General features: G+C 72.5%; 23 protein-coding genes and 1 riboswitch. Of the genes, 7 read left to right on the top strand and 16 right to left on the bottom strand.

Annotation, left to right across the window (positions count from 1 at the left end):
* Window positions 1–74: 74 nt before the first annotated feature.
* Together AWH51_RS13780 and AWH51_RS13775 are read right to left on the bottom strand one after the other, a co-directional pair.
* Window positions 75–1,925 carry an ABC transporter substrate-binding protein gene (locus AWH51_RS13780; protein ID WP_063072633.1) on the bottom strand — a complete coding sequence of 617 codons (1,851 nt, stop codon included), beginning with the start codon at window positions 1,923–1,925 and terminating at the stop codon, window positions 75–77.
* Between the two features lie 99 nt (window positions 1,926–2,024).
* Complete coding sequence (locus AWH51_RS13775) at window positions 2,025–3,713, bottom strand: ABC transporter ATP-binding protein (protein WP_063072632.1); 1,689 nt, start codon at window positions 3,711–3,713, stop codon at window positions 2,025–2,027.
* 71 nt (window positions 3,714–3,784) lie between these two features.
* On the opposite strand from AWH51_RS13775, the gene AWH51_RS13770 reads away from it, so the two are divergent.
* The gene (locus tag AWH51_RS13770) at window positions 3,785–4,390 is read left to right on the top strand and encodes a PH domain-containing protein (protein ID WP_063072631.1); all 606 of its coding nucleotides are present in this window, start codon (window positions 3,785–3,787) and stop codon (window positions 4,388–4,390) included.
* Window positions 4,391–4,467: 77 nt separating this feature from the next.
* Here AWH51_RS13770 and AWH51_RS13765 read toward each other — a convergent pair whose 3' ends face one another.
* The 3 genes from AWH51_RS13765 to AWH51_RS13755 form a co-directional block, all read right to left on the bottom strand.
* Window positions 4,468–5,646 (bottom strand): ABC transporter permease, encoded by a 1,179-nt coding sequence (locus AWH51_RS13765; RefSeq protein ID WP_063072630.1) that lies wholly within the window; start codon window positions 5,644–5,646, stop codon window positions 4,468–4,470.
* 3 nt (window positions 5,647–5,649) lie between these two features.
* Complete coding sequence (locus AWH51_RS13760) at window positions 5,650–7,176, bottom strand: ABC transporter permease (RefSeq protein WP_063072629.1); 1,527 nt, start codon at window positions 7,174–7,176, stop codon at window positions 5,650–5,652.
* A gap of 178 nt (window positions 7,177–7,354) precedes the next feature.
* Window positions 7,355–9,196 (bottom strand): ABC transporter family substrate-binding protein, encoded by a 1,842-nt coding sequence (locus AWH51_RS13755; protein WP_063072628.1) that lies wholly within the window; start codon window positions 9,194–9,196, stop codon window positions 7,355–7,357.
* Window positions 9,197–9,485: 289 nt separating this feature from the next.
* On the opposite strand from AWH51_RS13755, the gene AWH51_RS13750 reads away from it, so the two are divergent.
* The 3 genes from AWH51_RS13750 to AWH51_RS13740 all read left to right on the top strand — a co-directional run bounded on the left by AWH51_RS13750 (window position 9,486) and on the right by AWH51_RS13740 (window position 12,444).
* Window positions 9,486–10,310, top strand: coding sequence for a CPBP family intramembrane glutamic endopeptidase (locus tag AWH51_RS13750; RefSeq protein WP_063072627.1), 825 nt, complete (start codon window positions 9,486–9,488; stop codon window positions 10,308–10,310).
* 107 nt (window positions 10,311–10,417) lie between these two features.
* Window positions 10,418–10,825 carry a DUF485 domain-containing protein gene (locus AWH51_RS13745; RefSeq protein ID WP_063072626.1) on the top strand — a complete coding sequence of 136 codons (408 nt, stop codon included), beginning with the start codon at window positions 10,418–10,420 and terminating at the stop codon, window positions 10,823–10,825.
* A gap of 20 nt (window positions 10,826–10,845) precedes the next feature.
* A complete protein-coding gene (locus AWH51_RS13740) occupies window positions 10,846–12,444 on the top strand; it encodes a cation acetate symporter (RefSeq protein ID WP_063072647.1) in 1,599 nt (532 codons plus the stop codon).
* 48 nt (window positions 12,445–12,492) lie between these two features.
* On the opposite strand, the gene AWH51_RS13735 is transcribed toward AWH51_RS13740, so the two are convergent.
* The 10 genes from AWH51_RS13735 to AWH51_RS13690 form a co-directional block, all read right to left on the bottom strand.
* Window positions 12,493–13,362, bottom strand: coding sequence for a MurR/RpiR family transcriptional regulator (locus AWH51_RS13735; RefSeq protein ID WP_063072625.1), 870 nt, complete (start codon window positions 13,360–13,362; stop codon window positions 12,493–12,495).
* On the bottom strand, window positions 13,349–14,155 hold the full coding sequence (gene phnE, locus AWH51_RS13730) for a phosphonate ABC transporter, permease protein PhnE (protein WP_063072624.1): 807 nt from the start codon (window positions 14,153–14,155) through the stop codon (window positions 13,349–13,351). Before phnE (AWH51_RS13730) ends, AWH51_RS13735 begins: the two co-directional genes overlap by 14 nt.
* On the bottom strand, window positions 14,152–14,946 hold the full coding sequence (gene phnE / locus AWH51_RS13725) for a phosphonate ABC transporter, permease protein PhnE (protein WP_063072623.1): 795 nt from the start codon (window positions 14,944–14,946) through the stop codon (window positions 14,152–14,154). Before phnE (AWH51_RS13725) ends, phnE (AWH51_RS13730) begins: the two co-directional genes overlap by 4 nt.
* Window positions 14,943–15,764: a phosphonate ABC transporter ATP-binding protein gene (gene phnC, locus AWH51_RS13720; protein WP_063072622.1), complete on the bottom strand. Its 822-nt coding sequence runs from the start codon at window positions 15,762–15,764 to the stop codon at window positions 14,943–14,945. Before phnC ends, phnE (AWH51_RS13725) begins: the two co-directional genes overlap by 4 nt.
* A 3-nt stretch (window positions 15,765–15,767) precedes the next feature.
* Window positions 15,768–16,745 (bottom strand): phosphate/phosphite/phosphonate ABC transporter substrate-binding protein, encoded by a 978-nt coding sequence (gene phnD, locus AWH51_RS13715; protein WP_063072621.1) that lies wholly within the window; start codon window positions 16,743–16,745, stop codon window positions 15,768–15,770.
* On the bottom strand, window positions 16,742–17,488 hold the full coding sequence (locus AWH51_RS13710) for an HAD family hydrolase (RefSeq protein WP_131798145.1): 747 nt from the start codon (window positions 17,486–17,488) through the stop codon (window positions 16,742–16,744). Before AWH51_RS13710 ends, phnD begins: the two co-directional genes overlap by 4 nt.
* 220 nt (window positions 17,489–17,708) lie before the next feature.
* Entirely contained in the window at window positions 17,709–20,684 is a 2,976-nt protein-coding gene (gene gcvP / locus AWH51_RS13705; RefSeq protein WP_063072619.1) for an aminomethyl-transferring glycine dehydrogenase, read from the bottom strand.
* The gene (gene gcvH, locus AWH51_RS13700) at window positions 20,681–21,052 is read right to left on the bottom strand and encodes a glycine cleavage system protein GcvH (protein WP_063072618.1); all 372 of its coding nucleotides are present in this window, start codon (window positions 21,050–21,052) and stop codon (window positions 20,681–20,683) included. Before gcvH ends, gcvP begins: the two co-directional genes overlap by 4 nt.
* Window positions 21,049–22,260, bottom strand: a complete 1,212-nt coding sequence (gene gcvT, locus AWH51_RS13695; protein ID WP_063072617.1) for a glycine cleavage system aminomethyltransferase GcvT — start codon at window positions 22,258–22,260, stop codon at window positions 21,049–21,051. Before gcvT ends, gcvH begins: the two co-directional genes overlap by 4 nt.
* 138 nt (window positions 22,261–22,398) lie before the next feature.
* A riboswitch (glycine riboswitch) is annotated at window positions 22,399–22,485 on the bottom strand.
* A gap of 154 nt (window positions 22,486–22,639) precedes the next feature.
* The gene (locus AWH51_RS13690) at window positions 22,640–23,101 is read right to left on the bottom strand and encodes an SseB family protein (protein WP_063072616.1); all 462 of its coding nucleotides are present in this window, start codon (window positions 23,099–23,101) and stop codon (window positions 22,640–22,642) included.
* Between the two features lie 115 nt (window positions 23,102–23,216).
* On the opposite strand from AWH51_RS13690, the gene AWH51_RS13685 reads away from it, so the two are divergent.
* Window positions 23,217–23,588, top strand: coding sequence for a BlaI/MecI/CopY family transcriptional regulator (locus AWH51_RS13685; protein WP_063072615.1), 372 nt, complete (start codon window positions 23,217–23,219; stop codon window positions 23,586–23,588).
* Window positions 23,589–23,626: 38 nt separating this feature from the next.
* Here AWH51_RS13685 and AWH51_RS13680 read toward each other — a convergent pair whose 3' ends face one another.
* Window positions 23,627–24,397: a copper resistance CopC family protein gene (locus AWH51_RS13680; protein ID WP_063072614.1), complete on the bottom strand. Its 771-nt coding sequence runs from the start codon at window positions 24,395–24,397 to the stop codon at window positions 23,627–23,629.
* A 266-nt stretch (window positions 24,398–24,663) separates the two neighbouring features.
* Here AWH51_RS13680 and AWH51_RS13675 point away from each other — a divergent pair, with 266 nt between their 5' ends.
* On the top strand, window positions 24,664–26,055 hold the full coding sequence (locus AWH51_RS13675) for a PP2C family protein-serine/threonine phosphatase (protein ID WP_063072613.1): 1,392 nt from the start codon (window positions 24,664–24,666) through the stop codon (window positions 26,053–26,055).
* Between the two features lie 127 nt (window positions 26,056–26,182).
* Complete coding sequence (locus AWH51_RS13670; protein ID WP_081235136.1) at window positions 26,183–26,578, top strand: ChaB family protein; 396 nt, start codon at window positions 26,183–26,185, stop codon at window positions 26,576–26,578.
* Window positions 26,579–26,586 lie beyond the last annotated feature (8 nt).

Here is a 26,586-nt window from a genome sequence, read left to right as displayed (position 1 = left end):
AAGGGAGGAGGGCGAAGAGCCGCCGTCTGCTATTCCCAGCGACCCCCAGCCTACCGTGCCGATGCAAGCCGGGCTCAGGGAGCGTCGGAGCGGAGCGTCCAGCGCCAGGCGTCGTCGAGGACGCCGGCCTGGTGCGCCGAGACCTGGACCCCGTCGACGCGGGCGGAGGTGGCGGCGAGCGCCGGGTGCTGGAAGAGCGGGAGGCCGGCGCGGTCGCCGTACATGCGGCGGTCGAGGCGGAGCAGGAGCTCGCCGCGGGCGTCGGCGTCCTCCGTGCGACTGAGCGAGGTGAAGAGCGCGGCCACGTCGGGGTCGGCGGTGGCCTGGCCGTCGCGCGCGTCGGCGCGGTCGTCGTGCAGCGCGCGGATCCCGGCCACGGACGGGTAGGCGTCCTCGGGGCCCACGAGCGCCGCGTCGTAGGCACCGGGCTGGCCGAGCACGTCCTGCCACTGCGGCGTGGAGCAGTCGGTCACGACGAAGCCCGCCTGCGCGGCCGAGTCGCGGATCGCCTCGTACTCGGCGGCGCGGCGCGCGTCCGCGGGGTCGTACAGCACGCACACCTCCGGCGCCGGCTGCCCGACCGACGCGAGCAGCTGCCGCGCCTCGTCGAGGTCGACGTCGTCGAAGCGGCTGGATCCGTTGGCCCGCACCTGGTCGTCGTAGCCGGCGGCGCCGGGCGCCAGCACGAAGGAGTCGCGCGTGGATCCGCCTCCCCCCGGCCCGCCGAGCTCGCGGGCGATGGCCTCGCGCGGCACGGTGGAGAGGAAGGCGGTGCGCACCGTGGCGTCGGCCATGGCGCTGTTGCGGGCGCCGAGCGTCTGCAGGTCGAGGCGCTCCCAGGAGGCCGACGATCCCATGACGGTGCGGGCGCCGTCGACGTCGTCGAGGGCGCCGAGCACGTCGGCGTCCGCGTCGGGCGCGATCACGTCGACGTCGCCGGCCGCGAGCGCCGCGACGGCGGCCTGCGGGTCCTCGATGGTCGACACGACGATGCGCTCCACCGACGGCCGGTGGGTCCCCGTGTAGAAGCGGTTGGCGTGCAGGGTGATGGAGGTGCCCGGGTCGATGGACTCGATGGCGTAGGGCCCGGATCCGACCGCGCGCTCCGGGTGCGCGGCGACGGCGGCGACGCCGAACCCCCGGTTCCAGGCGTCGGAGATGGGCGACAGGAGCTCGGGCGCGCGGTCCTGCACGGCGTCCACCAGGGTCTGCTTGGCTCGGCCCGGGCTCGACATGTCGAGGGCGAGCTGCGCGACGGCGTGCGCCGGGAGGCCGATCTCGAACGCGAGGCGCCAGTCGGGCCTGTACTGGTCGAACACCATCGTGATGGAGCGCCCGCCGTCGCCGATCACGGGCGTGCGGGTGACCTGGGACAGCGTCTCGTCCTCGGCCGCGTCGAAGTAGACCGCGTCGGCGGGCAGGGCGCCCGTGTAGCCCCCGGTCGACTCGTCGACGTAGCCGGCGGCGTCGAAGCCCGGCGTGTCGAGCGCGCGGGATCCCGCGGCCCAGGAGAGCAGGAGGTCGGCGGCGTCCACGGGCTCGCCGTCGGACCAGCGGACGCCCTCGGCGACCGTGTACTCGACCGTGAACGGGTCGCGCGAGACGATGCGCGCGGATCCGTAGCCCGGGTCGGACGCGACCGTGCCGTCGGCGGCGACCTCCGCGAAGCGCGAGTTCGTGGCGTGCACGATCTCGCGGTTGCCGTCGGTCGCGCCCGTGCGGGACTGCGCGTTGTAGGAGGTGAACGTGCTGGGCAGCGCCGCGCGGATGGCGGAGTCGGCCACCAGGCCGGTGGTCGGCGAGCAGGCGGCGAGGCCGGCGACGAGGGCCAGGGCGACCATCGCGGAGGCGCCGCGGACGACCCGCCGCAGCCCCCGCGGGCGCCGGGCCGGTGCGGCCCCGGGGCCTCGCGTGTCGCTGTCCATCGCCGACGATCCTACGCGAGCGGCACGACGAGGCCCGCCGGCCGCGCGCCCCCGGGAGGGGGTGCGACGGACGGCGGGCCGGGTCGTGCGGGCCGCGGGTCAGGCCGCGGGCGGCTCGTCGCGCAGCGCCTCGCGGAGCTGGCGGCGCTCCTGCTGCTGGTCGGGGTCGGGCAGCGGCACCGCGGCGATGAGCTTCTGCGTGTACGGGTGCTGCGGGTTCCGGAGGATCGACTCGGTCGGGCCCTGCTCCACGATCTTTCCGTGGTTCATCACCACGATGCGGTCGGCCAGGAGGTCGACCACCGCGAGGTCGTGGCTGACGAACAGGCACGCGAACTGGAGCTCCTTCTGGATCTCCTGCAGCAGCTGGAGCACGCGGGCCTGCACCGACACGTCGAGCGCCGAGGTCGGCTCGTCGGCCACGAGCACCTTGGGCCGGAGCGCGAGCGCCCGGGCGATGCCCACGCGCTGGCGCTGGCCGCCGGAGAGCTCGTTCGGGTAGCGGTTGCGGAAGCTGCGCGGCAGCTCCACCTGCTCGAGGAGCTCCTCGACCCGGTCGCTCTGCTGCTTCTTCGAGAACTGCCCCGAGAGCTCGAGCGGCTCGCCGATGCTCTGGCCGATGGGCCAGCGCGGGTTGAGCGACGAGCCCGGGTCCTGGAACACGATGCCGATCTCGCGGCGGACGGCCCGGAGGTCCTTCGCCGAGATGCCGGTCATGCGCCGACCGGCGACCGTGAGCTCGCCGCCCGCGACGGGCAGGAGGCCCACCGCGGCGCGCGCGATGGTGGTCTTGCCGGATCCCGACTCGCCCACGACGCCGACGACCTCGCCGGGGTGGATGTCGAAGGACGCGCCCGTGACCGCCCGGAACGCCGGCACGCGGCCGAGCTTCGGGTAGTCGATGTCCACCTCCCTGAGGGAGATGGCGGGCTCGGTGGTGCGCTCGGCGATCTCGACCTGCGAGGCCTCGCCCGTGCCGAGGTGCGGCACCGACGCGAGCAGCTGCTTCGTGTACGGGTCCTTCGGCGACTGGAAGATCTCGCGCACCGAGCCGCGCTCGACGATGCGGCCGCTCTTCATCACGATGACGTTGGTCGCGAGGTCGGCGACCACGCCCATGTCGTGCGTGATGATGACGATGGCGCTGTTGAGGCGCTGGTGGAGCTTCCGGAGCAGGTCGAGGATCTCGGCCTGGATGGTCACGTCGAGCGCCGTGGTGGGCTCGTCGGCGATGAGCATGTCCGGGTCGCACGACAGCGACTGGGCGATCATGGCGCGCTGGCGCTGCCCGCCCGAGAGCTGGTGCGGGTACGAGTCGAAGGCCTTCTCGGGATCCGGCATCTCGACGAGCTTGAGCAGCTCGAGCGCGCGCACCTTGGCGGCCGACGGGATGATCGAATTGTGGACGCGAAGGGCCTCCACGATCTGGAAGCCCACCGTGTACACGGGGTTGAGCGCCGTCATCGGCTCCTGGAAGATCACGGCGATGTCGTTGCCGCGGGCCTTGCGCAGGGTGGCCTGGTCGGCGCCGACCATCTCGACGCCCTTGAGCTTGGCGCTCCCCCGGACCCGGCCGTTCTTGGGCAGGAGGCCGAGCAGCGACATGGAGCTGACGCTCTTGCCGGAGCCGGACTCGCCGACGATGGCGAGGACCTCGCCCGGGTTGACCCTGTAGTCGAGGTCGATGGCCGCGGGGATCCACTCGTCGCCGACCCAGAAGTCGACTCCGAGGCCGGAGACCTCGAGGATGGGGACGGTCGTGTCGGTCCCGTTCGCGTGAGCGCTCATGCTGCGTACTCCTGGCTGCTGGAAGTGGGGGTGTCAAGGGGCGTCGAGGCGGGCCGTGGGACGATGTGGCCATGGATCAGCCCGTCGTCATCCGCCCGTCGTTCGGACGCCTCTTGACCGTGATCGTCTCGGCGATCGTGGTCTTCGTGCTCGCGAGCACCGTGGTGGGAGGTCGTGCCGACCTGCTCCTCACGGCCGTATGGGGCCCGCTGCTGCTGGCCTACGCCGCGTGGCTCGTCTTCTGGGCGCCGCGCGTGCGCATCGCGACCGAGGGCGTCGAGATCCGCAACGTCTTCCGCACGCACGAGATGTCGTGGCCCGCGATCCGCGAGGTCGACACCAAGTGGGCCCTGAACGTCACGACCGCGCACGAGCGCGTCACGGCCTGGGCCGCTCCGGCGCCCGGACGCCACTCGAACGCCTACATCACCACGGAGGAGGAGAAGATCCAGCCCTACCTCAGCGCCATGATGCAGGACGCGCGTCGCGGCGACCTGCCCCGCACCGACTCGGGTGACGCCGCCACGGTGATCCGCACGCACCTCGCCGACCTCGCCGAGGCGGGCCACCTGGGCGGCCCGATCGAGGAGGAGGGTCGGCGCGTCCGCACGCACTGGGCGGAGATCGCCGTGCTGGCCGCGCTGGTCGTCGCGACGATCGTGACCGCCCTGGTCTGACACCGGGGCGCCCAGCACGACCGACGCGCCGAGGAGGGCCGACCGGGTGAGGGCCGGCCCGTCCGTCGTCGCGACGGTCATCGACCGTCCGCGCTGTCCGACGGGCTGCCGTCGGCCGCCGCGTCCGGTCGGGCCGAGCCGACGGGCGGCGGGACGCGGACGCCCTCGGCGCCGGAGCCGGTCGTCGGGCCCTGCTCGCGGCGGCTGCGGCCGGTGAGCATGGCGAACATCTGCTTGTAGGGCCCCTGTCCGCCCGGCATGCGCCGCTGGCGCGGGTCGAACGCGTCGCGCAGGCCGTCGCCGATGAAGTTGATCGACAGCGCGATGATGATGATGAACAGGCCCGGGAACCAGAACAGCCACGGCCGGGTGGCGAAGGCGCCCTGGTACTCGTTGATGATCTGCCCGAGCGAGACGTCGGGCTTCACGATGCCGAAGCCGAGGAACGACAGCGCCGCCTCGAGCAGGATCGCCGCGCTCATGAGCAGTGTGGTCGACACGATCACGACGCCGATGGCGTTCGGCAGGATGTGCCGGAACACGATGCGGCTGTTGGACGCACCGGCGACCCGGGCCGCGTCCACGAACTCGCGCTCGCGCAGGCTCAGGAACTCCCCGCGCACGAGGCGGGCGAGCGACGGCCAGCCGATGAGACCGAGGACGATGCCGAGCACCACCGCGCCGAGACCGCCGAAGGTGCGGCCGAGGACGGCCGCGATGACGATCACGGGGATCACGATGATGAGGTCCGTGAAGCGCATCAGGAGCGAGTCGATGCGCCCGCGGAAGAAGCCGGACACGGCGCCGATCACGATGCCGATGAAGGCGGCGATGATGCCGTACAGCACCATCACGACGATGGACTGCTGCGTGCCGCGCATGACGCGGGCGAAGATGTCGCGCCCGATCTCGTCCTGGCCGAAGGGGTGCACGCCGAACTGGAACGGCAGGGTCCACGTGGGGTTGCCGCCGTTGACGATGGGCGCGACGTCCTCGTAGTTCCACATCCACCAGCCGGGGATGCGGAAGCCGAAGAACTGGATGCCGACCGACGAGTACACGAGGATCGCCATCAGCAGGAGCACCACGAGCGCGGTCATCGCGCCCTTGTGGCGCAGGAACCGGCGGCGGACGACGGTGCCCTGGCTGAGGCCCTCGACCTCCCGCTGCTCGATCGTCAGCTCGGAGTTGGCGCCCTCGGGGAGGGTCGGGTCGTTGTGGGGGTCGTTGGGGTTCCCCATCAGTGCGTTGGACATGTGTCAGCTCACCCGGATTCGAGGATCGAGGACCGAGTACAGGATGTCGGCCAGCATGTTGAAGATGACGGTCAGGATGCTGGTGATCAGGATGAATCCCATCAGCGGATTGAGGTCGGTGGTGCGGAGCGCGTCCTGGAACACGGAGCCCATGCCCTTCCAGGCGAAGATCGTCTCCGTGATCACGGCGCCGCCGATGAGCCCGCCCACGTCGAAGGCGATGACGGTGGCGACGGGGATCATCGCGTTGCGGAACGCGTGGCGCATGATCACGGTGCGCTCGGTGAGGCCCTTGGCCCGCGCGGTGCGCACGTAGTCCTGGTTCATCACCTCGAGGAGGCTCGCCCGCGAGTAGCGCGAGTAGCTCGCCACGGAGATGAGGAGGATGGCGATGGTCGGCAGCAGGAGGTGCGTGTAGCTGTCGAGCATGCCCTGCCAGACCGAGCCGTTGAGGCCCGGGGTGACGGCGCCGACGGTGGCGATGGGGCGGCCGCGCGTGTTGGTCACGTAGTCCGGCCACACCTGCATGACCCGGTCGACGATGATCAGCAGCGCGACGAGGCCGCCGGTGATGCCGGCGCCGCGGGCGACGATGGGCTTGTCGTTCTGACCGACGACGTAGCCGACCACCACGCCGACCACCACGAACGCGACGATGAGCACGATCGTGATCCACCAGGGGGCGGAGACCGTCAGCACGTACTGCAGCGGGTACCAGAGCACGGCGCCGAGGACGGCCATGGCGAGCGCCGAGTAGAACGCGCGCCGGTTGCGGAGCCCCGTGGACAGCGACGTGATGAGCACGGCGATCAGGGCCCCGAGGGCGCCGATGAGCACGATGCCGAGACCCGGTCGCGCGAACCAGTCGGTGACGAGCAGGTAGACGAGCACGGCCGCGGTGATGACCGTCGCGGAGCCGAACACGATGAGGCGCGGCTTCGGGTCGCCGCCGATGATGCTCATCCAGACGAAGCCCGACACGAGCGACAGCACCACGATGAGGACCGGCGGTATCGACGGGTTCACGAGGAAGTCGTTGAAGCCGATGGCGACGTACTGCTTGAGCAGCACGGCGACGAAGAAGATCGGCAGGGAGAAGAAGAGGAACGACGCGAAGGTGACGGTGTAGTCGTAGCCGCTGTACTGGCGGAGCGCGGTCGTCATGCCGATGGAGACGCCGATGAGCACCGCGATGATCGTGGCGATCGTCACGAGCTGGATGGTCTGGCCGGCAGCGTTGGCGATGAGGTCGTTGACCTCGCGGCCGTCGATTGCCCGGCCGAGGTCGACCTGGCCGATGAAGACCTTGAACACGCCCCCCAGCCAGAGGAAGTAGCGCAGCGGCGCCGGCACGTCCAGGTCGAGGAGGTCGACGCGGGCGGCGATGAGAGCGTCGCGGTTGGGCGACGGGTTCTCCCGCAGATCCTGGAGGGGATCACCCGAGTTGGCCGCCAGGTTGTAGATGATGAAGCTGGCGCCCAGGAGGACGAAGAACGACGCGACGAGGCGCCTCAAGACGAAGGTAAGCACAGGGCGACGACGTCCCTTTCTGTGATCGGCCAGGGCTCGTGACCCGACCCGACGAGAGCATACGCGGCCGGATCCGGAGATCACGAATCGGCAACGGACATGGAGAGGGTGCCGAGGCCAGGCGGCCTCGGCACCCTCGCACCCTCCCGTTCAGGGGACGGCGCTCACTGCTTCCGTGCTACTTGGCTGCGGCCTGCGCCGGAGCCCACTCCCAGTAGTTCCAGAAGTAGGTCGGCGAGAGGAACGCCGGCTTGACGCCCGTGACCGACGAGCTCCAGGCGGTGAGGCCCGGGAACTGGAAGATCGGCGTCGTCCAACCCTGCTGCTGGATCAGGGTCTCGGCCTGGATGAGCAGATCGCGCTGCTTGTCCTTGTCGGTCTCCGTGTCCAGCTGCTTGAACAGCGAGTCGATCTCGGGGTTCGACCAGCCGAAGTAGTTGTTGATGCCGCCGGTCTGGTAGTTCGGGCCGGACTCGCCGACCGCGAGGCTCGTCGACTGCCATCCGAAGAGGGCGATGTCGTACGAGGTGGTCTTGCTGGAGAGGTCGGCACCCCACGTGGCGCTGTTCACGTCGATGAGGTTGAAGCCGGCCAGCGCTGCCGACTGGCGCATGAGCTCGAACTCCTGCTGGCGACGCGTGTTGCCCTGTCCGTAGATGACGCGGGCGTCGATCGTGCCCGTGACGCCGGCCTTGGCGAGGTCCGCCTTGGCGCCCTCGATGTCGACCGCCTGGTCCTTGTAGCCGTTCTTCTCGACCGAGGCCTCGTAGTTCGGCGTGCCGGGGACGAAGACGTTCGAGTTGCGGAGCTCGGCGTCGGTCTGCAGGGGCTTGATCAGCTTGTCGAGGATCTCCTCGCGCGGCAGCGTCTTGAAGAACGCCTGGCGGACGAGCTTGGCCTTCTCGGCGTCGCCGCCGAACTTCGAGGGGTCGAACGGGCCGCCGTTGGTGACCTGGAGGTCGACGTGCTCGTACGTGCCCTCGGCCTGGCCCTTGTACTCGATGCCGCTGAGCCCCTGGACCTGCTGGAGGAGGTCGGCCGTGGGCTGACCGGACGCGATCTGGACCTCGCCGTTGGAGAGGGCCTGGATCTGCGCCTGCGGGTCCTTGATGAAGCGGACCGTGATCTTCTCGTACTTCGGCTTCTTGTCGCCGGTGTACTCCTTGTTGGCCGTCAGGGTGATGTACTGGTCGGCCTTGAGGTCGGTGATCGTGTACGCGCCGTCGCTCAGGGTCTTCTGGGCCTCCGTCGGCATGTCCGAGTAGCGGTAGCCGTCGTTCCAGACCTTGGAGACCGGGGCGAGGACGCTGGCGTCCTTGTCCTGGATCGCCGTGATGAGCTTCTTCTTCGCGTCCTCCGGCGAGAGGTTCTCGTCGGGGAAGGCGAGCTGCGTGGTGCCGTGGGCGGAGACGCCGACGCCGTTGCCGGTCGCGACCTCCCAGTCGACGTACGGCTGGTCGTACGTGTAGGTGAGGCTGCGGCCGTCGTCGCCGATCTCGGGGGTCTTGGTGACCAGGCCGAGGCGCGCGTCCGCGATGGCGCCGGAGTTGAAGAAGACCTGGTCGTCGGCGACCTTGGCCACGCCGTCGTCGTCCTTCTGCACCGCGTCGTCGCCGACCGTGTTGACGTTCGTCGTGTTGGCGGCCCAGTTGAGCAGCATGTCCGCGGCGTCGACCGGGGTGCCGTCGCTCCACTTGACGCCCTCGTTGATCGTGAACTTCACGACCAGGGGGTCGTCGGACACCTTCTCGTACGTGCCGAAGTCGGTGTCCTTCTGCAGCGAGGGGCCGTCGTCGTAGTAGTTGAAGGCCCGGTTCGTCAGGTACACGATGTTCGTGTTGGCGGTGGCGTTGCCGGTCGCCGACAGGTTGTTGTACTCGAGGAACGGGTCGTTCCAGGCCACGGTGATCTCAGTGCCGGCGATGACCTCGGACTGCTGAGCGGGCGCAGAGCAGCCGCTGAGTACGAGGGCACCGGAGACGATGACGGCACCAGCCGCTGCGAGGCGTCTGATTTTCAAGGTTCCTCCTGTGCATGGGAATGGCGCGGACCCACCGTGCGTGCGGTCGACCGCGCAGATAAGAATGACCCTAGGTACGGCTGGGAGTCTTTGCAAAAACTGGGCACAAACGTTACATACCGGTAACTCGGACGCGCGGATCCGCGCGTCGGGGTCCGGATCCGTGCGTCCGGACGGTCGGGATCGCGCGTGATCTCCGGCCTCGACGACGGATCGCGTCGTCCGGGGCACCGTCGGCCACGAGCCCGCCGACAGCCGGGGTGCGGGTGGCCGCGCCTAGGATCGGCCCGTGCCCGACGCCCCCTCCCCCGCCGCGACCCGACCCGCCCGACCCGCGGCGCCGCGGCCCGCGGTCCGCCGGCGGATCCGGATCGAGATCGCCCTCGTGCTCGGGCTCTCGCTCGGGGCGAGCGCCGTGTACTCCGTGCTCCGGATCGTCGACCTCTCCACGCGGCCGGAGGCGCTCGGCTCGCAGAGCGCCACGATCAACCGGAGCCTCAACGACCGGCAGGTGTTCGACCTGCTCTACCAGCTGCTCGACATCGCGACCGCGCTCGTGCCGGTCGCCCTCGTGCTCTTCCTGCTCTGGCAGCCGGGGCGCAGCGCGTTCCGCCGCATCGGCCTCGACGCCTCCCGCCCGGGGCGCGACGCGGCCGCCGGGTTCGGCCTCGCCGCGCTCATCGGCGTGCCGGGGCTCGGCCTCTACTTCGCCGGCCGCGCGCTCGGGATCACGGTGGACGTGGTCCCGACCGCGCTCGACTCGTACTGGTGGACCGTGCCGGTGCTCGTGCTCGTCGCCCTGCGTGCGGCGCTGCAGGAGGAGGTGATCGTGGTCGGCTACCTGTTCACGCGGCTCCGCGAGCTCGGCTGGGGGCACGGCCGGATGGGGACGTGGAGCGTGATCCTCGTGGCCGCCGTGCTGCGCGGGAGCTACCACCTGTACCAGGGCTACGGGCCCTTCCTCGGGAACGTCGTGATGGGCGTCGTCTTCGGCTGGTGCTACGTGCGCTTCGGGCGCACGGCGCCGCTCGTGGTCGCCCACCTGATCCTCGACGTCGTCAGCTTCGTGGGCTACCCGGTCGCGCTGCAGCTGCTGCCGGGACTGTTCGGCTGACGGGTTTCCGGATGCGACCGGGGGCGCGACCCTGGCGCATCAGGCGCACCTGTGCCTAACCTGGGAACGCCGCACGACGAGGTGCGGCCTCATCTCGAGGAGATCCCATGGGCGACGCCGCTCATCCGACCGGGGACCCCCGGCCGGCCGTCGACTACCTGGAGGTCGAGGACTCGGCCCGGTTCCGGGAGCTGAAGCGGGCGCACCGCAGCTTCGTCTTCCCGCTCGCCGTCGCGTTCCTCGTCTGGTACTTCGCGTTCGTCCTGCTGTCGGACTACGCGCACGAGCTCATGTCCACGCCCGTCATCGGCAACGTGAACCTCGGGATCCTGCTGGGGCTCGGCCAGTTCGTGACGACCTTCGCCATCACCACCTGGTACGTGAGCCGCGCGAACTCGCGGTTCGATCCGATCTCCGCGGAGATCCGGGCGGACCTGGAGGAGCGCGAGCGCGTCGCGGTCGAGGCGCCGCGCGGGTCCACCCCGCCGGAGCGCCGGAAGGGCGGCCCGCGGTGACCGCCGCGACCGGAGTCGTGATGGCGACGACGCCCACGACCGACACGGGCGACCCCGTCCTCAACATCTCGATCTTCGGGGCGTTCGTGGTCATCACCCTCGTGATCGTGTTCCGCGCGAGCCGCAACAACTCGACCGCGGCCGACTACTACGCGGCCGGCCGCTCGTTCACCGGGCCGCAGAACGGCACCGCCATCGCGGGCGACTACCTCTCGGCGGCGTCATTCCTCGGCATCGTGGGCGCCATCGCCATCAACGGGTACGACGGGTTCCTCTACTCGATCGGGTTCCTCGTCGCGTGGCTCGTGGCGCTGCTGCTCGTGGCCGAGCTGATGCGCAACACGGGCAAGTTCACGATGGCCGACGTGCTGAGCTTCCGGTTGAAGCAGCGGCCCGTGCGGCTCGCGGCGGCGACCACGACGCTCGCGGTCTGCTTCTTCTACCTGCTCGCGCAGATGGCGGGCGCGGGCGGCCTCGTCTCGCTGCTGCTCGGGATCGACGACCGGCTCGGGCAGTCGCTCGTGATCGCCGTCGTGGGCGCGCTCATGATCGTGTACGTGCTCGTCGGCGGGATGAAGGGCACGACCTGGGTGCAGATCATCAAGGCCTGCCTGCTCATCGCGGGCGCCGCCGTGATGACCGTGTGGGTGCTCGCGATCCACGGGTTCAACGTCTCGGATCTGCTGGGCGCGGCGGCCGCCGCGGCCGACAAGCCCGTGCTCGAGCCCGGCAACCAGTACGGGGCCACGGGCATCACCAAGCTCGACTTCCTGTCGCTCGCGCTCGCGTTGGTGCTCGGCACCGCCGGTCTCCCCCACGTGCTCATGCGCTTCTACACGGTGCCGACCGCGAAGGAGGCGCGTCGCAGCGTCGTCTGGGCGATCTGGCTCATCGGGATCTTCTACCTCTTCACCCTGGTGCTCGGGTACGGCGCGGGCGCGCTGCTCGGGAGCGAGCGGATCCTCGCGGCCCCCGGCGGCGTGAACTCCGCGGCGCCGCTGCTGGCGCTGGAGCTGGGCGGCCCGATCCTGCTCGGGATCATCGCGGCGGTCGCGTTCGCGACGATCCTGGCGGTGGTCGCTGGTCTCACCATCACGGCGGCGGCGTCCTTCGCGCACGACGTGTACGGCAGCGTCATCAAGAAGGGCCAGGTGTCAGCGAACGGCGAGGTGCGGGTCGCGCGGATCACGGTGGTCGTGATCGGCCTGGTGTCGATCGTCGCGGGCATCGGCGCGAACGGGCAGAACGTGGCGTTCCTCGTGGCGCTGGCCTTCGCGGTGGCGGCGAGCGCGAACCTGCCGACAATCCTCTACTCCCTCTACTGGCGGCGGTTCTCCACCCGGGGCGCGGTGCTCAGCATGTACGGCGGGCTCGGGACGGCGCTCGTGCTCATCGCGTTCTCGCCCGTGGTGTCGGGCGCGGAGACGTCGATGATCCCGGGGGCCGACTTCTCGTGGTTCCCGCTGAGCAACCCCGGGATCGTGTCGATCCCGGTCGGGTTCCTGCTCGGCTGGATCGGGACGGTGACGTCCACGCGCAAGGAGGACCCGCTGGTGGCGGCCGAGATGGACGTGCGGTCGCTCACCGGCCACGGCGCCGAGAAGGCGACCGAGCACTAGGCGCGGATGCCCGGGCGCCGGTCGAGGGCGTCCGGGCCCGCGTCGCCGTCAGTCGCTGAGGTTCTCGCTGAGGATGGTGAGGACGGCCGCGCGCGTGTCCGCCGCGGTGGTGCCCAGCCGGTCGGCCACGATCTCGACGAGGGACTCGAGGACGATCACGTGCGGGATGCGCGAGGTGTGCTCGACCTCGTGCCGGAACCCGGCCTTCGCGGGCGCCACCACCAGGGCGACGTCGGCGAGGGCGCCGAGGGGCGACGTCGCGAACGAGGTGACGGCCACGACGGCGGCGCCGGCCGCGCGGGCCGACCGCGCGCCGCGGAGGCTCAGCTCGTTGGCGCCGCTGCCGCTGATGACGACCACCACGTCCTCGGGCGACAGGCGGCTGACCGCGATCTGCTGGCCGACCGGATCCGCGACGAACTCGGCGGGGCGGCCGACCGCGGTGAGGCGCATGGAGAGGTCGAGCGCGAGCGGCGAGGACAGGCCGCTGGCGACGATCACCAGGCGGCGCGCGGCGACGACACGCGCGACCGCGTCCTCCACCTCCGCCTCGGTGAGCACGCTCCCGACCCGCGGCAGGGCGGCGGCGAGCGCGTCGAGGTCGGAGCGGATCCGGCCGAGCGCGCTGGGGCCGTGCGCGTCCTGCCCCGAGGTCGTCGCGCGGGCCGCGCTCCGCGCGAGCTCGCGGGTGAGGGCGACGCGCAGCTGCGGGTACCCGCGGTAGCCGAGGCTCTGGCAGGAGCGGACGACGGTGGAGCGGGCGACGCCCGCGCGATCGGCGAGCTCCTGCGCGGTGATCTCCACCACGCCCTCGGTGTCGTCGAGGATCAGCTCGACCACCCGGCGCTCGCTCGGCTGCAGGGCGTTGACCACGGTCGCGATGCGCGTGGTGGGCCCCACGTCGTCACTCCACTGCACGGACCCTCGCCCCCTCGGTGATCCGGCGGCGGATCCGGCCGGAGACGGCGTCGATCGACATGGTGACCGCGACGACGACGATGAGGAGGACGCCCACCGTGGGCCACTCCCGGTACTGAGTGTAGGAGGTGAGCATGTCGCCGATCCCGCCGACGCCGATGAGGCCGAGGACCGCCGACGCGCGCACGTTGATCTCGAACCGGTACAGCCAGAAGGAGAGGAAGTCGGCGCTCGCCTGCGGCCAGACGCCCCAGCGGATCAGCGCCCAGGAGCCGCCGCCGGCCGCGCGCACAGCCTCGAGCGGGCCGCGGTCGACGCCCTCGACGGACTCGTACCCCCACTTGCCGAGCGTGCCGACGCTCGAGACGCCGAGGGCGAGCGCGCCCGTCAAGGGCGTGAGGCCGGTGACCGAGAGGATCACGATGGCGGTGATGATCTCGGGCACGGCGCGGATCGCGGAGAACAGGATGCGCAGCGGCCAGCGGACGGCCGCGGGCGCGAAGCCGCGGGCGGCGAGGAAGGCCAGCGGCACCGAGACCAGGACGCCGATGACCGTGCCGACCCAGGCCATGAGCACCGAGATCCACGTCTGGCGGAGCGCCTCCGGGAGCTTCGACCAGTCGGGGCTGGAGAACATCAGCCAGAGGTAGCGGACGAGCTCCGCGGGGAGGTCGGCGAGGCGGTCCCAGGCGATGTCGGCCGACCAGCAGGCGACGACCACGACGGCGGTCACGCCCGCGGCGACGACGACGCGACCCGGGCGGCGGGGGCGGACGGGCACGGCGAGGCTCATGCGATCCTCTTCCTGATCTCGTTCGAGACGAGGTCGATCACGATGACGATCACGAGGATCTCGAGCACGATCAGCGCGAGCTGGTCGTAGCGGTAGAAGGTGCGCACGGCGTCGATGAGGAGGCCGATGCCGCCGGCGCCCACGAGCCCGAGCACGGTGGACGCGCGCACGTTGAGCTCGAGCACGTAGAGCGTCTGGCCGATGAAGCCGGGGAGCACGTCGGGCAGGGCGACCGCCCGGTCGACCTGCATCCTGGTGCCGCCCGCCGCGCGCCCCGCCTCGAGCGGTCCGGCGTCGTTCGACTCGATGGCCTCCGAGACGAGCTTCACGATGATGCCCACGTTGAAGAGGACGAGCGCGATGATGCCGGGCAGCGCGCCGACGCCCACCATCGCCACGAGCAGCGCGGCGTAGAGCAGCTCGGGCACGGCGCGCACCACGTTGAGGACCGCGCGGAGGATGCCGCGGCTGACCGGGTGCGGGTTGGTGAGGCGCGCGGCCCACAGGCTGAGCGGCAGCGCGACCACGGCACCCGCGACGGTCGCGATGGCGGCCATGGCGAGCGTCTCGAGCATCGGCGCGACGGTGCGCGGGAAGAAGGACCAGTCGGGCTCGAACAGGCGCGCCAGCTTGTCGGCGCCGTTCCGCCAGTTGCGCGCGATGGCGTCGAACCCGAACGCGACGCCCACCTGGGGGCTCATGGCGACGGCCGTGATGGCGAGCACGACGGCGAGCGCGGCCCACGGCCTCCAGCGACCCGCCGGGCGCGGCGGCAGCTCCCGGATGCTCATCCGAGGGTGTCCTCGGGGCGGATCGAGCGGCCGTAGATGGCCTCGAACACGTCGTCGCCCGCCGTGGCGGCCGGGCCGTCGTAGACGACCTCGCCGGCGCGGAGGCCGATCATGCGGTCGCCGTAGCCGCGGGCCAGGTCGAGCAGGTGCAGGTTGGTCAGCACGGTGATCCCGAGCTCGCGGTTGATGCGGCGGAGGTCGCTCATGACGCCGTGCGCGGTCGGCGGGTCGAGGCTCGCGACCGGCTCGTCGGCCAGGACCAGCCGGGGGCGCTGCGCGAGCGCGCGGGCGATGGCGACGCGTTGCTGCTGGCCGCCGGACAGGGTGGACGCGCGGTCCCACACCTTGCCGAGGATCCCGACGCTCTCGAGCGCCTGGAACGCGATCTCGCGGTCGGCCGTGCGCGGCAGCCCGAGGAACGTCCGCCACCCTGGCGTGTGCGCGAGCCGGCCGACGAGCACGTTGTCGAGCACGCTCGCGCGCTTCGCGAGGTTGAAGCCCTGGAAGACCATGCCGATGTCGCCGCGGAGGGCGCGCAGCCGGCGGCCGGCGAGCCCGTCGACGCGCGTGCCGCCCACCTCCACCTCGCCGGAGGAGACGGGGACGAGGCCGTTGATCGTGCGGATGAGGCTCGACTTGCCGGATCCGGACAGGCCGACCACGGAGACCATCTCGCCGCCGGCGATGTCGAGCGAGACGTCCTTCAGCGCGACGACGCCGTTGGGGTAGCGGACCGTGACGCCGGCGAGGCGGACGGCCCACGGCGCGGAGGCCGGCGCGAGCGCGGCGGCCTCCGACAGGGAGCCGGTGGCGGTCATCCGCTACCGCAGACCGAGCGACTGGGCGGCGCGGGCCACGACGTCGAGCGACGACGGGTCGGCGGGCGCGAGCTTCGTGATGGAGTACACGGCGGTGAGGGCCGCGGAGCCCTCGGGCGTGGCCGAGTAGTCGAGGAGGGCCTTCGTGATCCGGTCCTGCAGCTCCGGCGAGAGCGAGCCGGAGACCGCGACGCCGTCGTTGGGGATCTCGTCGGTCATCGCGAACACGACGACCTTCTTCCCGACGTCCGGCTTGTCCTTCTTGACGATGGTGCGCGCGTCCCAGAAGCTGAACCCGACCTCGGCGTCGCCGTCGTAGACCGCGAGCACGGAGGCGTCGTTGGCCGTGACGGGGATCCGCTGGATGTCGGAGTCGATGTCGAGGCCGGCGTCCTTGAGCGCGAGCATCGGGTAGATGTAGCCGGCGGGCGATCCGGGCCCGAGCACGGCGACCTTGGCGCCCTTCACCTTCGCGATGGAGTCGAGCCCCTGCGGACCCGACATCGCGTCGGCGCCGTTGCAGAACAGCATGCCGTCGCGCTCGACGGGCGCGTCGTCGCAGTACTTGTCCGGATCGTTCGTCATGAACTGGGCGGGGTACGTGATGTTCCCGTTCCGCTCCGTCTGCAGCACGACCTTGGCCTGGTACATGTCGCTCGCCTGCCACAGCTGCAGCGAGGGCAGGAAGCCGATCTGGGCCTGGTCGGCGCCCATCGCCTCGACGGCGGCCTGGTAGTCCTTCGCCACCACGCCGGTGACCGGGATGCCGAGGGCCTTCGTGAGCATGTCGGTGAGCGGCGCCGCGGTCTGCACGAGGCCGTCCTGGTCCTGCGAGGGGACGAGCGCGAGCGTGAGGGACGTCGGGTCCGCGGCGCCGGACGCACCGGACGCGCCGGCGGCGTCGCCGGCCGACGAGCAGCCGGTGAGGGCGAGGGCGGTCACGGCCCCGATGACGAGGAGCGGGAGGGCGGGCTTGTTCATGCGTGCATCTGCTTTCCGGATTCAGCGGCGAGGGGGGAGGCGGGGGTCGAGTGGTCGCGGTCGAGCCAGGCGCGGATGTCCGCGTACAGCCCGGCGACGGTGGTGGCGCGGTAGGTGGGCCGGTCGTCGGCGGACGCGGCGGGTCCGACGAGCGCGGTGCTGAAGCCGCGGGCGTGCGCGGGCTCCAGGTCGTTGACCCAGAGGTCGCCGACGCTGAGGAGCCGGGCGGCGGCGGGGCCCGCGGCGGGACCGGGATCGAGGCGGTCGAGGACGGCGCCCATCCCCGCGGGCTTGCCGGCGCCCGTGACGACCTCGTCGAACGCGCCGGCGACGCCCAGCGCGGCGAGCGCCTCGGGGATCCGGACGGCCGGCGAGTTCGTGACGAGGACGCGGGTCGCCCGGCCCTCCAGCCCGCGGAGGAAGCCGCCGAGGCCGGCGGGAGGGACGACGGGGGCGTGCGGGCCGCCGAGCTCCGCGCGGCTCGCCAGGAACGCGGCGGAGAGGAGCCGCTCGGGCACGTCGTGCTGCACCGCGAGCCCTTGCACGAGCGCGTAGCCGTCGATCGCGCCGTGGGGCCGGCCGACCTCGCGGAGGCCTGCGGTCACGGCGGCGGCGAAGCGCGTGCGCGCGTCGTCGCCGGAGAGCGTCTCCGCGACGTGGTGCGCATAGCGGAGCACCGGCCCGTCGCCGAGGGAGACGGTGCCGTCGAAGTCGAACACGAGAGTCCGGCCGGGGGTGCTCACGGGTGGCGCTCGTCTCCGCGCCCGGGTCGGGGATCCGGCTCGGGATCCTGTGGACGCAGCGTCCACCATAGGCAGCCGCTGTCGACGCTTCGACCCTGGGCGGTGAACGGAGGGTGAACGGGAGCGGGCGGGACGACGCGAGGGCGGCGGGACCCGGGGGTCCCGCCGCCCTCGGCGGTGGTGCGATGCGGCGCGCGGGGCGCCGCGGATCAGACGCGGATCAGGCGAACGCCTCCGGCGGCGGGCAGGCGCAGAACAGGTTGCGGTCGCCGTAGGCCTGGTCGATGCGGCGCACCGGCGGCCAGTACTTGTCGCGCACGAGGGTCGACACCGGGTAGACGGCGCGCTCGCGCGTGTACGCGTGCGTCCACTCCCCCGCGATGACCGACTCGGCCGTGTGCGGCGCGTTCCGGAGCGGGTTGTCGTCGGCGGGCCACTCGCCCGCGGCGACCGAGTCGGCCTCCTGCTTGATGCCGATCATCGCCGCGATGAAGCGCTCGACCTCCGCGAGGTCCTCGCTCTCCGTGGGCTCGACCATGAGCGTGCCCGGGACCGGGAAGCTCATCGTGGGAGCGTGGAAGCCGTAGTCGACGAGGCGCTTGGCCACGTCGTCCACCGTCACGCCGGTCGCCGCGGTCAGCGGACGCAGGTCGAGGATGCACTCGTGCGCGACGAGGCCGTCCTCCCCCGCGTAGAGGACGGGGTAGTGGTCGCGGAGGCGCGCGGCGATGTAGTTCGCCGACAGCACCGCGGCGCCCGTCGCCTGCTTGAGGCCCTCGGCGCCCATCATGCGGACGTAGGCCCAGCTGATGGGGAGGATGCTCGGGGATCCGTAGGGCGCCGCCGACACCGGGGCGCCGCCGTGCTCGATCGTGGAGACCACGCCGTCCTGCACGAGCGCGTGCACGTTGCGCTGCGCCTGCGGGTGGCCGGGCAGGAAGGGCGCGAGGTGCGCCTTCGCCGCGACCGGGCCGACGCCCGGGCCGCCGCCGCCGTGCGGGATGCAGAAGGTCTTGTGCAGGTTGAGGTGCGAGACGTCGCCGCCGAAGTCGCCGAAGCGGGCGAAGCCGAGGAGCGCGTTGAGGTTCGCGCCGTCGACGTAGACCTGGCCGCCGGCCTCGTGCACGGCCTCGCAGATCGCGCCGACCTCGTGCTCGTAGACGCCGTGGGTGGAGGGGTACGTGATCATCAGCCCGGCGAGCTCGTCGCGGTGCGCGGCGATCTTGGCGCGGAGGTCGGCCACGTCGACGTTGCCGAGCTCGTCGCACGCGACGACCACGACGCGCATGCCGGCGAGCACGGCGCTGGCCGCGTTCGTGCCGTGCGCGCTCTGCGGGATGAGGCAGACCGTGCGCTGGGTGTCGCCGTTGGCGAGGTGGTAGCCGCGGATCGCGAGGAGGCCCGCGAGCTCGCCCTGGCTGCCGGCGTTCGGCTGGAGGCTCACGGTGTCGTAGCCGGTGACGTCGGCGAGCCAGGTCTCCAGCTGGAGCACGAGCTCGAGGTAGCCCTCGACGTCGTCGGTGGGCGCGAAGGGGTGGATGGCCTGGAACTCGGGCCAGGTCACCGCCTCCATCTCGGTGGCCGCGTTGAGCTTCATGGTGCAGGAGCCGAGCGGGATCATGCCGCGGTCGAGCGCGTAGTCCTTGTCGGAGAGGCGCTTGAGGTAGCGCATCATGCCGGTCTCGGAGCGGTGCGTGGAGAAGACGGCGTGCGTGAGGTACTCGCTCGTGCGGATCGAGCCGTGCGGGATCGACGACAGGTCGCCGGTCGCGCCCTCGTCATCCGCGAGCTCGGCGCCGAACGCGCGCGCGACGACGGCGAGGTCCTCGACGCGCGTGGCCTCGTCGACGCTGAAGCCGATCGTGTCGGCGTCGACGCGGAGCAGGTTGACCCCTCCCGCGGCGGCGGCCGCGAGGATCGCGTCGGCGCGGCCGGGCACGGAGACGCGCACGGTGTCGAAGAACGCGGCCTGCAGCGGCTCGACGCCCACCGTGGCGAGCGAGCGGACGAGGCGGCGGGCGCCCCGGTTCGCCTGGCGCGCGATCACGCGGAGGCCCTTCGGCCCGTGGTACACCGCGTACATCGAGGCCATCACGGCGAGGAGCACCTGCGCGGTGCAGATGTTGCTGGTGGCCTTCTCGCGGCGGATGTGCTGCTCGCGGGTCTGCAGCGAGAGGCGGTAGGCGGGGTGGCCGGCCGCGTCCTGGCTGACGCCCACGAGGCGGCCGGGCATCTGGCGCTCGAGCCCGGAGCGCACGGCGAGGTAACCCGCGTGCGGACCGCCGAAGCCCATGGGCACGCCGAAGCGCTGCGAGGTGCCGACCGCGATGTCCGCGCCGAGCTCGCCGGGCGACGTGATGACCGTGAGGGCGAGCAGGTCGGCCGCGACGACCGCGAGGCCGCCCGCCGCGTGCACGCGCGCGATGACGGCGCTCGGGTCGAAGACGCGGCCGGAGGCGCCCGGGTACTGGATGAAGGCGCCGAACGCGTCGGGCAGCTCCGCGGGATCCACCGTGGCGAGGTCGTGCGCGACCAGTTCGATGCCGAGCGCGGCGGCACGGCTGTCGAGGAGGGCGCGCGTCTGCGGCAGGGCGTCGGCGTCGATGAGGAACACGGGCGTCTTGGCCTTGGAGGCGCGACGCGCGAGCAGCATGCCCTCCACGACCGCGGTGGACTCGTCGAGCATGGACGCGTTCGCGGTGGCCAGCCCGGAGAGCTCGGCCACCATCGTCTGGAAGTTGATGAGCGCCTCGAGGCGGCCCTGCGAGATCTCCGGCTGGTACGGCGTGTAGGCCGTGTACCAGCTCGGGTTCTCGAGCACGTTGCGGGTGATGACCGCGGGCGTGATGGTGTCGTGGTAGCCGAGGCCGATCATCGAGGTGCGCACGCGGTTGCGGCCCGCGATGCGTCGGAGCTCGGCGAGGGCGTCGCGCTCGGTGGCCGCCTCGGGCAGCACGGAGTCGCCCTCGGTGCGGAAGCGGTCGACCTGGATCGACTCGGGCACGGCCTTCGCGAGGAGCGACGGGATCGAGTCGTGGCCGAGGACGCCGAGCATGGTGGCGCGGGCCTCGGAGTCGATGCCGATGTGGCGGGCGCCGAACGCGCCGGGCGCGAAGGTCGAGGACTCCTCCGCGATGTCCGGCGCCGCGTCGGGCGCGGGCGTGGCCGGGTGGGTGCCGGCGTCGACGGCGGTCACTCGCCCACCAGCGCGACGTACTCGTCGTGGCTGAGGAGAGTGGGCAGCGCCTCGAAGCGCACCTTCACGAGCCAACCGGATCCGAACGGGTCGCTGTTCACGAGGTCGGGCGAGGCGACGACCTCCTCGTTCACCTCGGTGACCGTGCCGTCGATGGGCGCGAAGAGCTCGCCGACCGACTTGGTCGACTCGATCTCGCCGACGACCTCGCCGCCCGCGAGCTCGTCGCCCACGGCGGGCAGCTCGACGAAGACGACGTCGCCGAGCTTGTCGGCGGCGTAGGCCGTGATGCCGACGGTCGCGACGTCGCCGTCGACCTGCACCCACTCGTGCTCGGCCGTGTACTGGAGGCTGGTCTGATCGGTCATGCGAGGGCCTTTCGCGAGTAGAAGGGGAGGGTCACGACGGTGGCGGGCACGCGCGTGCCGCGGACGTCGACGGTGAGACGCGTGCCGGGGGCGGCGAGCGCGGGATCCACGTACGCCATGGCGACGGGGTGGCCGAGCGTGGGCGACAGGGCGCCGCTCGTGACGAGGCCGACGGGCGGCACGGCGCCCTCGGTCGCGTCCATCACGGCCTCGAGGGCGTCGGCGGAGCCGCCCGCGACCTCCTCGGCGTAGACGGGGTAGTCGGCGCGGGGCGCGCGGCGGCCCTCGGTGACGAGGCCGACGAGCACGCGGGCCGCGGGGTCCGGGCCCTTCTCGATCGCCGCGCGGCCGAGGAAGTCGTCCTCCTTGGCGAGCGCGACCACCTTGCCGAGGCCGGCCTGCACCGGGAGCGTGTGGAGGCCGAGCTCGTGGCCGTAGAGCGGCATGCCCGCCTCGAGGCGGAGCGTGTCGCGGCAGGCGAGGCCCGTCGGCAGGAGGCCGAGCGGCGCGCCGGCGGCGACGAGCGCCTCCCACAGGGCGACGGCGTCCTCGGTGGCGACGTACAGCTCGTAGCCGTCCTCGCCCGTGTAGCCGGTGCGGGCGACGAGCACGTCCTGCCCGGCGAAGCGCGCGGGCGTCGCGCGGTAGTAGCGGAGCGCCTCGAGCGGCGTCGCGGTCTCGAGCCCGGCGGTGGCCTCCAGGATCGCGCGGGAGACCGGGCCCTGCACGGCGATGAGCGCGACGTCGTCGCTCGCGTCGTCGACCTCCACGTCGTCCCGTCCCCGGGCGGCCTCGGCGAGGACGGCGAGCACGGGATCGTGGTTGCCCGCGTTGGCGACGACGAGGAAGGACTCCTCGCCCGTGCGGTAGACGATGAGGTCGTCGACGATGCCGCCCGAGGGATCCAGCAGCAGCGTGTACTTCGCCTGCCACTCGGCGATGGCGGAGAGCTTGCCCGCGAGCACGGAGTCGAGGAACCGGGCGGCGCCCTCCCCCTCCACGGCGATCTCGGCCATGTGCGAGATGTCGAAGATGCCCGCGGCCTCGCGCACGGCGCGGTGCTCGGCGAGGTCGCTCGTGTAGCGGACGGGCATGAGCCAGCCGGCGAAGTCGGTGAAGGAGGCGCCGGCGGCCTCGTGCACGGCGTGCAGCGGGGATCGGCGGGGCGGGGCGCCGGTCGCCGCGGCGGGGGCGGGTGCGTCGGTCATGGAGTCCTCCGGTCGTGACCGGCGCGGACGCCGGATGCGGGACTCCCCCTCTGTCATGTGCCTGAGAGCTTCGCGCCGTCCGAGGAGGGTGCTTTCACCGTGGGCGAGCCGTGCGGGACGACTGCTTTTCAGAGTGGCCAGTGCATCGCGGTACGTGGACCTGAGAGATTGGCGGGGAGGCTTGCTCCTTCGGTGCTCCCGGAGGAGCTCTCCCGCGATGCGTGCGCGGCCGTGTTACCGGCCCAGCATATCGAGCGGGACGTTTCGGGCGTGTGACGATCCCGCGTGCGCCCGGCGTCGTGATGCCCGGGCCGGACGCGACGACGCCGCCGCATCCGGGTGGATGCGGCGGCGTCGGACGGTCGGGTCGAGCGGTCCTCTAGATCGCGTCGGGCGACGGCGCGGCGGGGGCCGTCGTGCCGGGCTGGCCGTCCTCGTCCTGGTCGATGACGCGGCGCACGTCGTCGGCGAGCTGCGCGACGCCCTCGGGCATCATCTCGAAGCCGTCCGTGGTGCCGACGTTGATGACGAGGCCGGTGCCCTCGGGGATCGCCTGCACGAGCTCGGCGGCGGGGATGGTGGCGACGTGGTCGGCGACGCTCGTGACCTTCTCGTCGATGCGGTCCTCGTGCGTGAAGGCGGCCAGCATGGGCACGCCGTCGCGGTCGAAGAGGACCGGCTGGAGCTGGTCGGTCTCAGGGGTCAGGGGCGTGGCGGTGGGCACCACGACCACGGTGTTGATGAACTCCGTGAGGACGGCGGTCATGTCGGACTCGCCGGCCTGGCCGCGCGCGATGGCCTGCTCGAGGGGGGTGGGCTCTCGGTCCTGTGAATCGGTCATGCCCCCATCGTGCCCGATCGGGCGGCACGGCGCCTGACCGGGGCGGCCGACCGGGCGCGCTGCGGAGCTAGGATCGACACTTCCCGCCCACCATCCGACCCGAGGGGAGCCCGCCGTGCCGATCGGACGCCAGCGCCCCCGCGGCGAGCTCGAGGCCGCCATCATGGACGCGCTCTGGGACGCCGACGAGCCGCTCACGGCCAAGGACGTCGTAGCCCGCATCCCGGATCCGCGGCCCGCGCTCACGACGGTGCTCACGGTGCTGGAGCGGCTCGGCCAGAAGGGCCTCGTGACCCGGTCCGACGAGGCGCGCGCGCTCGAGTTCGCGCCCGCGCGGTCCCGCACGGACCACGCGGCGTCGCTCATGTCGGGCGCGCTCGCGGCCACGAAGGACCGCGAGGCGGCGCTCCTGCGCTTCGCCGGAACGCTCGACGGGGACGACCTCACGGCGCTCCGCCGCGCGCTCGGCGCGGACGACGAGGCCTGACGCTCCTCGCCGGCGCGGTCGGGCGCGGATGACCCGGCCTAACGCGGGTCGTCGGCGCCGTCCGTCGGCCCGCCGACGCTCCGACCGTCCTCACCCGGGAAGCGCCGCGACGACCGGCGCACGACGCCGAGCACGACGAGCGCGGCGGCCCCGAGGATCACGAGTCCGATGAGCACGAAGACCCACACGGGCGTCGTCTCCGCGGCGTCCGCGAGCGGCACGGACTCGCCGGACCGCGCATCGGTCGTGGGCGCGGGGGCCGCGGATCCGCCGCCCTGGGTGGTCATGGTGCCCTCGGGCTCGGGCGTCGCGGTGGGCGCGCTGCCCGCCCAGGCGTCGCCGCAGGCCGGGGCCTGGAGGATCGCCGGGCCGCCGACCGTGTCGCCCGCGGGCGCGTAGGTGAAGGAGTAGCTGCCGTCGATGGGGTGGCTGTCGCTCGAGACCGCGCGCCAGGCGACCTGGTAGGTGCCGGCCGTGCCGAGCGCGATGCGGCTGGTGGCGGTGGATCCGTCGATCGTCACGCAGCCGTCCTCGTGGAACGAGCCGTCGGAGGCGTTGACGACCTGGATCGCGAAGCCCGTGGCCTGCGCGTCGAGCGCGAGGAGGTCGTCGCTGAAGTCGAGCGCGATGCTGCCGGGCTCGACCGTGACGGTGGCGTCGGCGGCGGGCGTGGATCCGACCAGCCGGTCGTGCGCGGACGCGGCGCCGGCGGGGATCAGCGCGCCCCCGACGACGAGCACGGCGGCGCCCGCGGCGAGCGCGGCGCGACGGAGGGCGGACGGGGTGCGGGGGTGGAGCGGAGACGCCATGCGTCCATCATCCCCCGCGGCGGGCGCGTGGGGGCGGCGGCGGGCGCCGCGGCGGTCGGGCGGTCGGAGGGAGGCCCCTGCGGATCCGATCCCCGTTCGTCGTCGATTCCTTCGTCCGCGATAGGTAGCCTGGCGAGGACGATCGCTGCTGCCGGGGGGTGCTGCGGTGGCCTCGGCCTCGATGCTCCCGGGTGGACGCACCGCTCGCGCGACCCGCTGGACGACGTCCGGCCCGAGCGCTCGGCCGAAGGACCACGGACAGCACCTTGCTCGACTCGCTCACGCTCCGCATCGCCTTCGGCGTCACCTCCCTGGTGCTGCTGCTGCTCTTCGCGCTCGTCACCTACCGGGGCACGCGCTCGTCCTTCAGCTTCTGGTGGTGCGCCGCGATCGCGCTGTTCATGAGCGGATCCCTCGCCTACGTCCTCGACGGCACCGGCGGCCAGGTCTGGGCGAACCCGCTCGGCAACGGGCTCATCGTCGCCGGCTCCGCGTCCATGTGGATGGGGAGCCGCTCCCTCCGCGACCGGCCGACCCCGTGGTGGCTGGTCGTCGCGCCGGCCGTGCTGGTGACGGTCGTCTCCAGCGCCGACTCGCCCGCGACGAACGACTGGTCGGCCGGACCCCTCTTCCTCGCGCTCATGGCGGCGCTGATCGGGCTCTCGAGCCGGGAGTTCGCGCTGCTCGACGCGGCGTACTCGCGGACGCGCTGGCCGCTGCTGCTCGCGTCCGGCGCGCTCTCGGTCTACTACGGCGGGCGCCTCGTGGCGTTCCTCGCGACCGGCCCCCGGGGCGAGGTCTTCACGACGTGGTTCGGCACGCCGTCGACCGCGCTGATCACGCTCGTGCTGCTCGTCGTCGTGTCGTTCAGCATGGCGTCGCTGAGCGGCGAGCAGGCGGCCAAGGCGGCCGCGGCCCGCGCGGCCGTGTCGCGGGAGGAGCTGGTGGAGGGCGGCGGCGTGCAGCGGCGGCTCCTCCCGCGCACCGTGCCCGACCTGCCGGGGTACGAGGTCGCGGGCGCGTGCGTGCCGAGCGGCGCCGTGAGCGGGGACTTCTTCGACTGGCAGCGGACGCCCGAGGGCCTCGTCGTGACCCTGGCCGACGTGATGGGCAAGGGCGTCGGCGCCGCGGTGATCGCGGCGACCGTGCGGGCCTCCCTCCGGATCGCGCTGCCGAGCGAGGATCCGGCCCGCACCATGTCCGTCGTCGACCGGGCCGTCGAGCCCGACCTCGAGGCGAACGACGCCTTCGTCACGCTGCTGCACCTGCGGCTCGAGGCGGCGAGCGGCGGGATCACGGCCGTGGACGCGGGGCACGGCCTCGGCGTCGTCTGCCGGGTGGACGGGTCGCGGGAGACGATCCCGTCCCGGAACCTGCCGCTCGGGGCGCTGGGCACGCAGGAGTGGGCGACGAGCGCCGTGCGCCTCGACCCCGGCGACCTGCTGCTCATCTGCAGCGACGGGGTGCTCGACCTCTTCGACGGGTCGATCGGGTCGCTCGACCTGGCCGTCGACGCGGCCATGTCGGCCGGACCGCGCGCGATCGACGCGGTGACGGGCATCACGGGTCTCGTGGCCGAGCGGTCGCTGCCGGACGACGTGACGGTCGTGGCGATCCGGCGGCTGGGGGTCGACGCAGCGGGTGCCGCGCTCGGCTGAGGCGGTCGCGTCGGCGCCGGCATCAGCGTCGGCATCGGCGCCGGCATCGACCTCGGCCCGTCCGGAGGGGCAGGGTGGAGGGACCGCGGGCGCGCGAGGTCGCCCGCACCGAGCACGAGGAGGATCCGTGGCCCCCGACGACGACATGCCGAGCACCATCCGCCGCTCCCCCGAGCACGCGCAGGCGACCTGGTCGGCGGCGCACGCCGCGGCCGAGGAGCAGTACGGATCCGGCGAGCGCGCCGAGCGCACCGCCTACGCCGCGCTCGAGCACGGCTTCGAGAAGGTCGGCGACCACTGGGAGCCGAAGGACGAGGCGGGGCCGTCCGACGACGGCGCCGAGCGGCGCGGCGCGGGCACGGCCGGCGGCGTCGACGCGAACGCCTCGAAGGCGCACCTGTCGGAGGTCGCGCGCCGCCTCGACGTGCCCGGCCGCAGCCGCATGACGAAGGACGAGCTGGTCGAGGGGATCCGGAAGGCGAACGACCGCGAGACGCGGAGGGCGCGCGAGCGGGAGGGCTGACGCGGGCG

This window comes from Clavibacter tessellarius (assembly GCF_001618005.1).
GTDB lineage: Bacteria > Actinomycetota > Actinomycetes > Actinomycetales > Microbacteriaceae > Clavibacter > Clavibacter tessellarius_A.
This window is presented reverse-complemented; position numbering and strand designations above follow the sequence as displayed.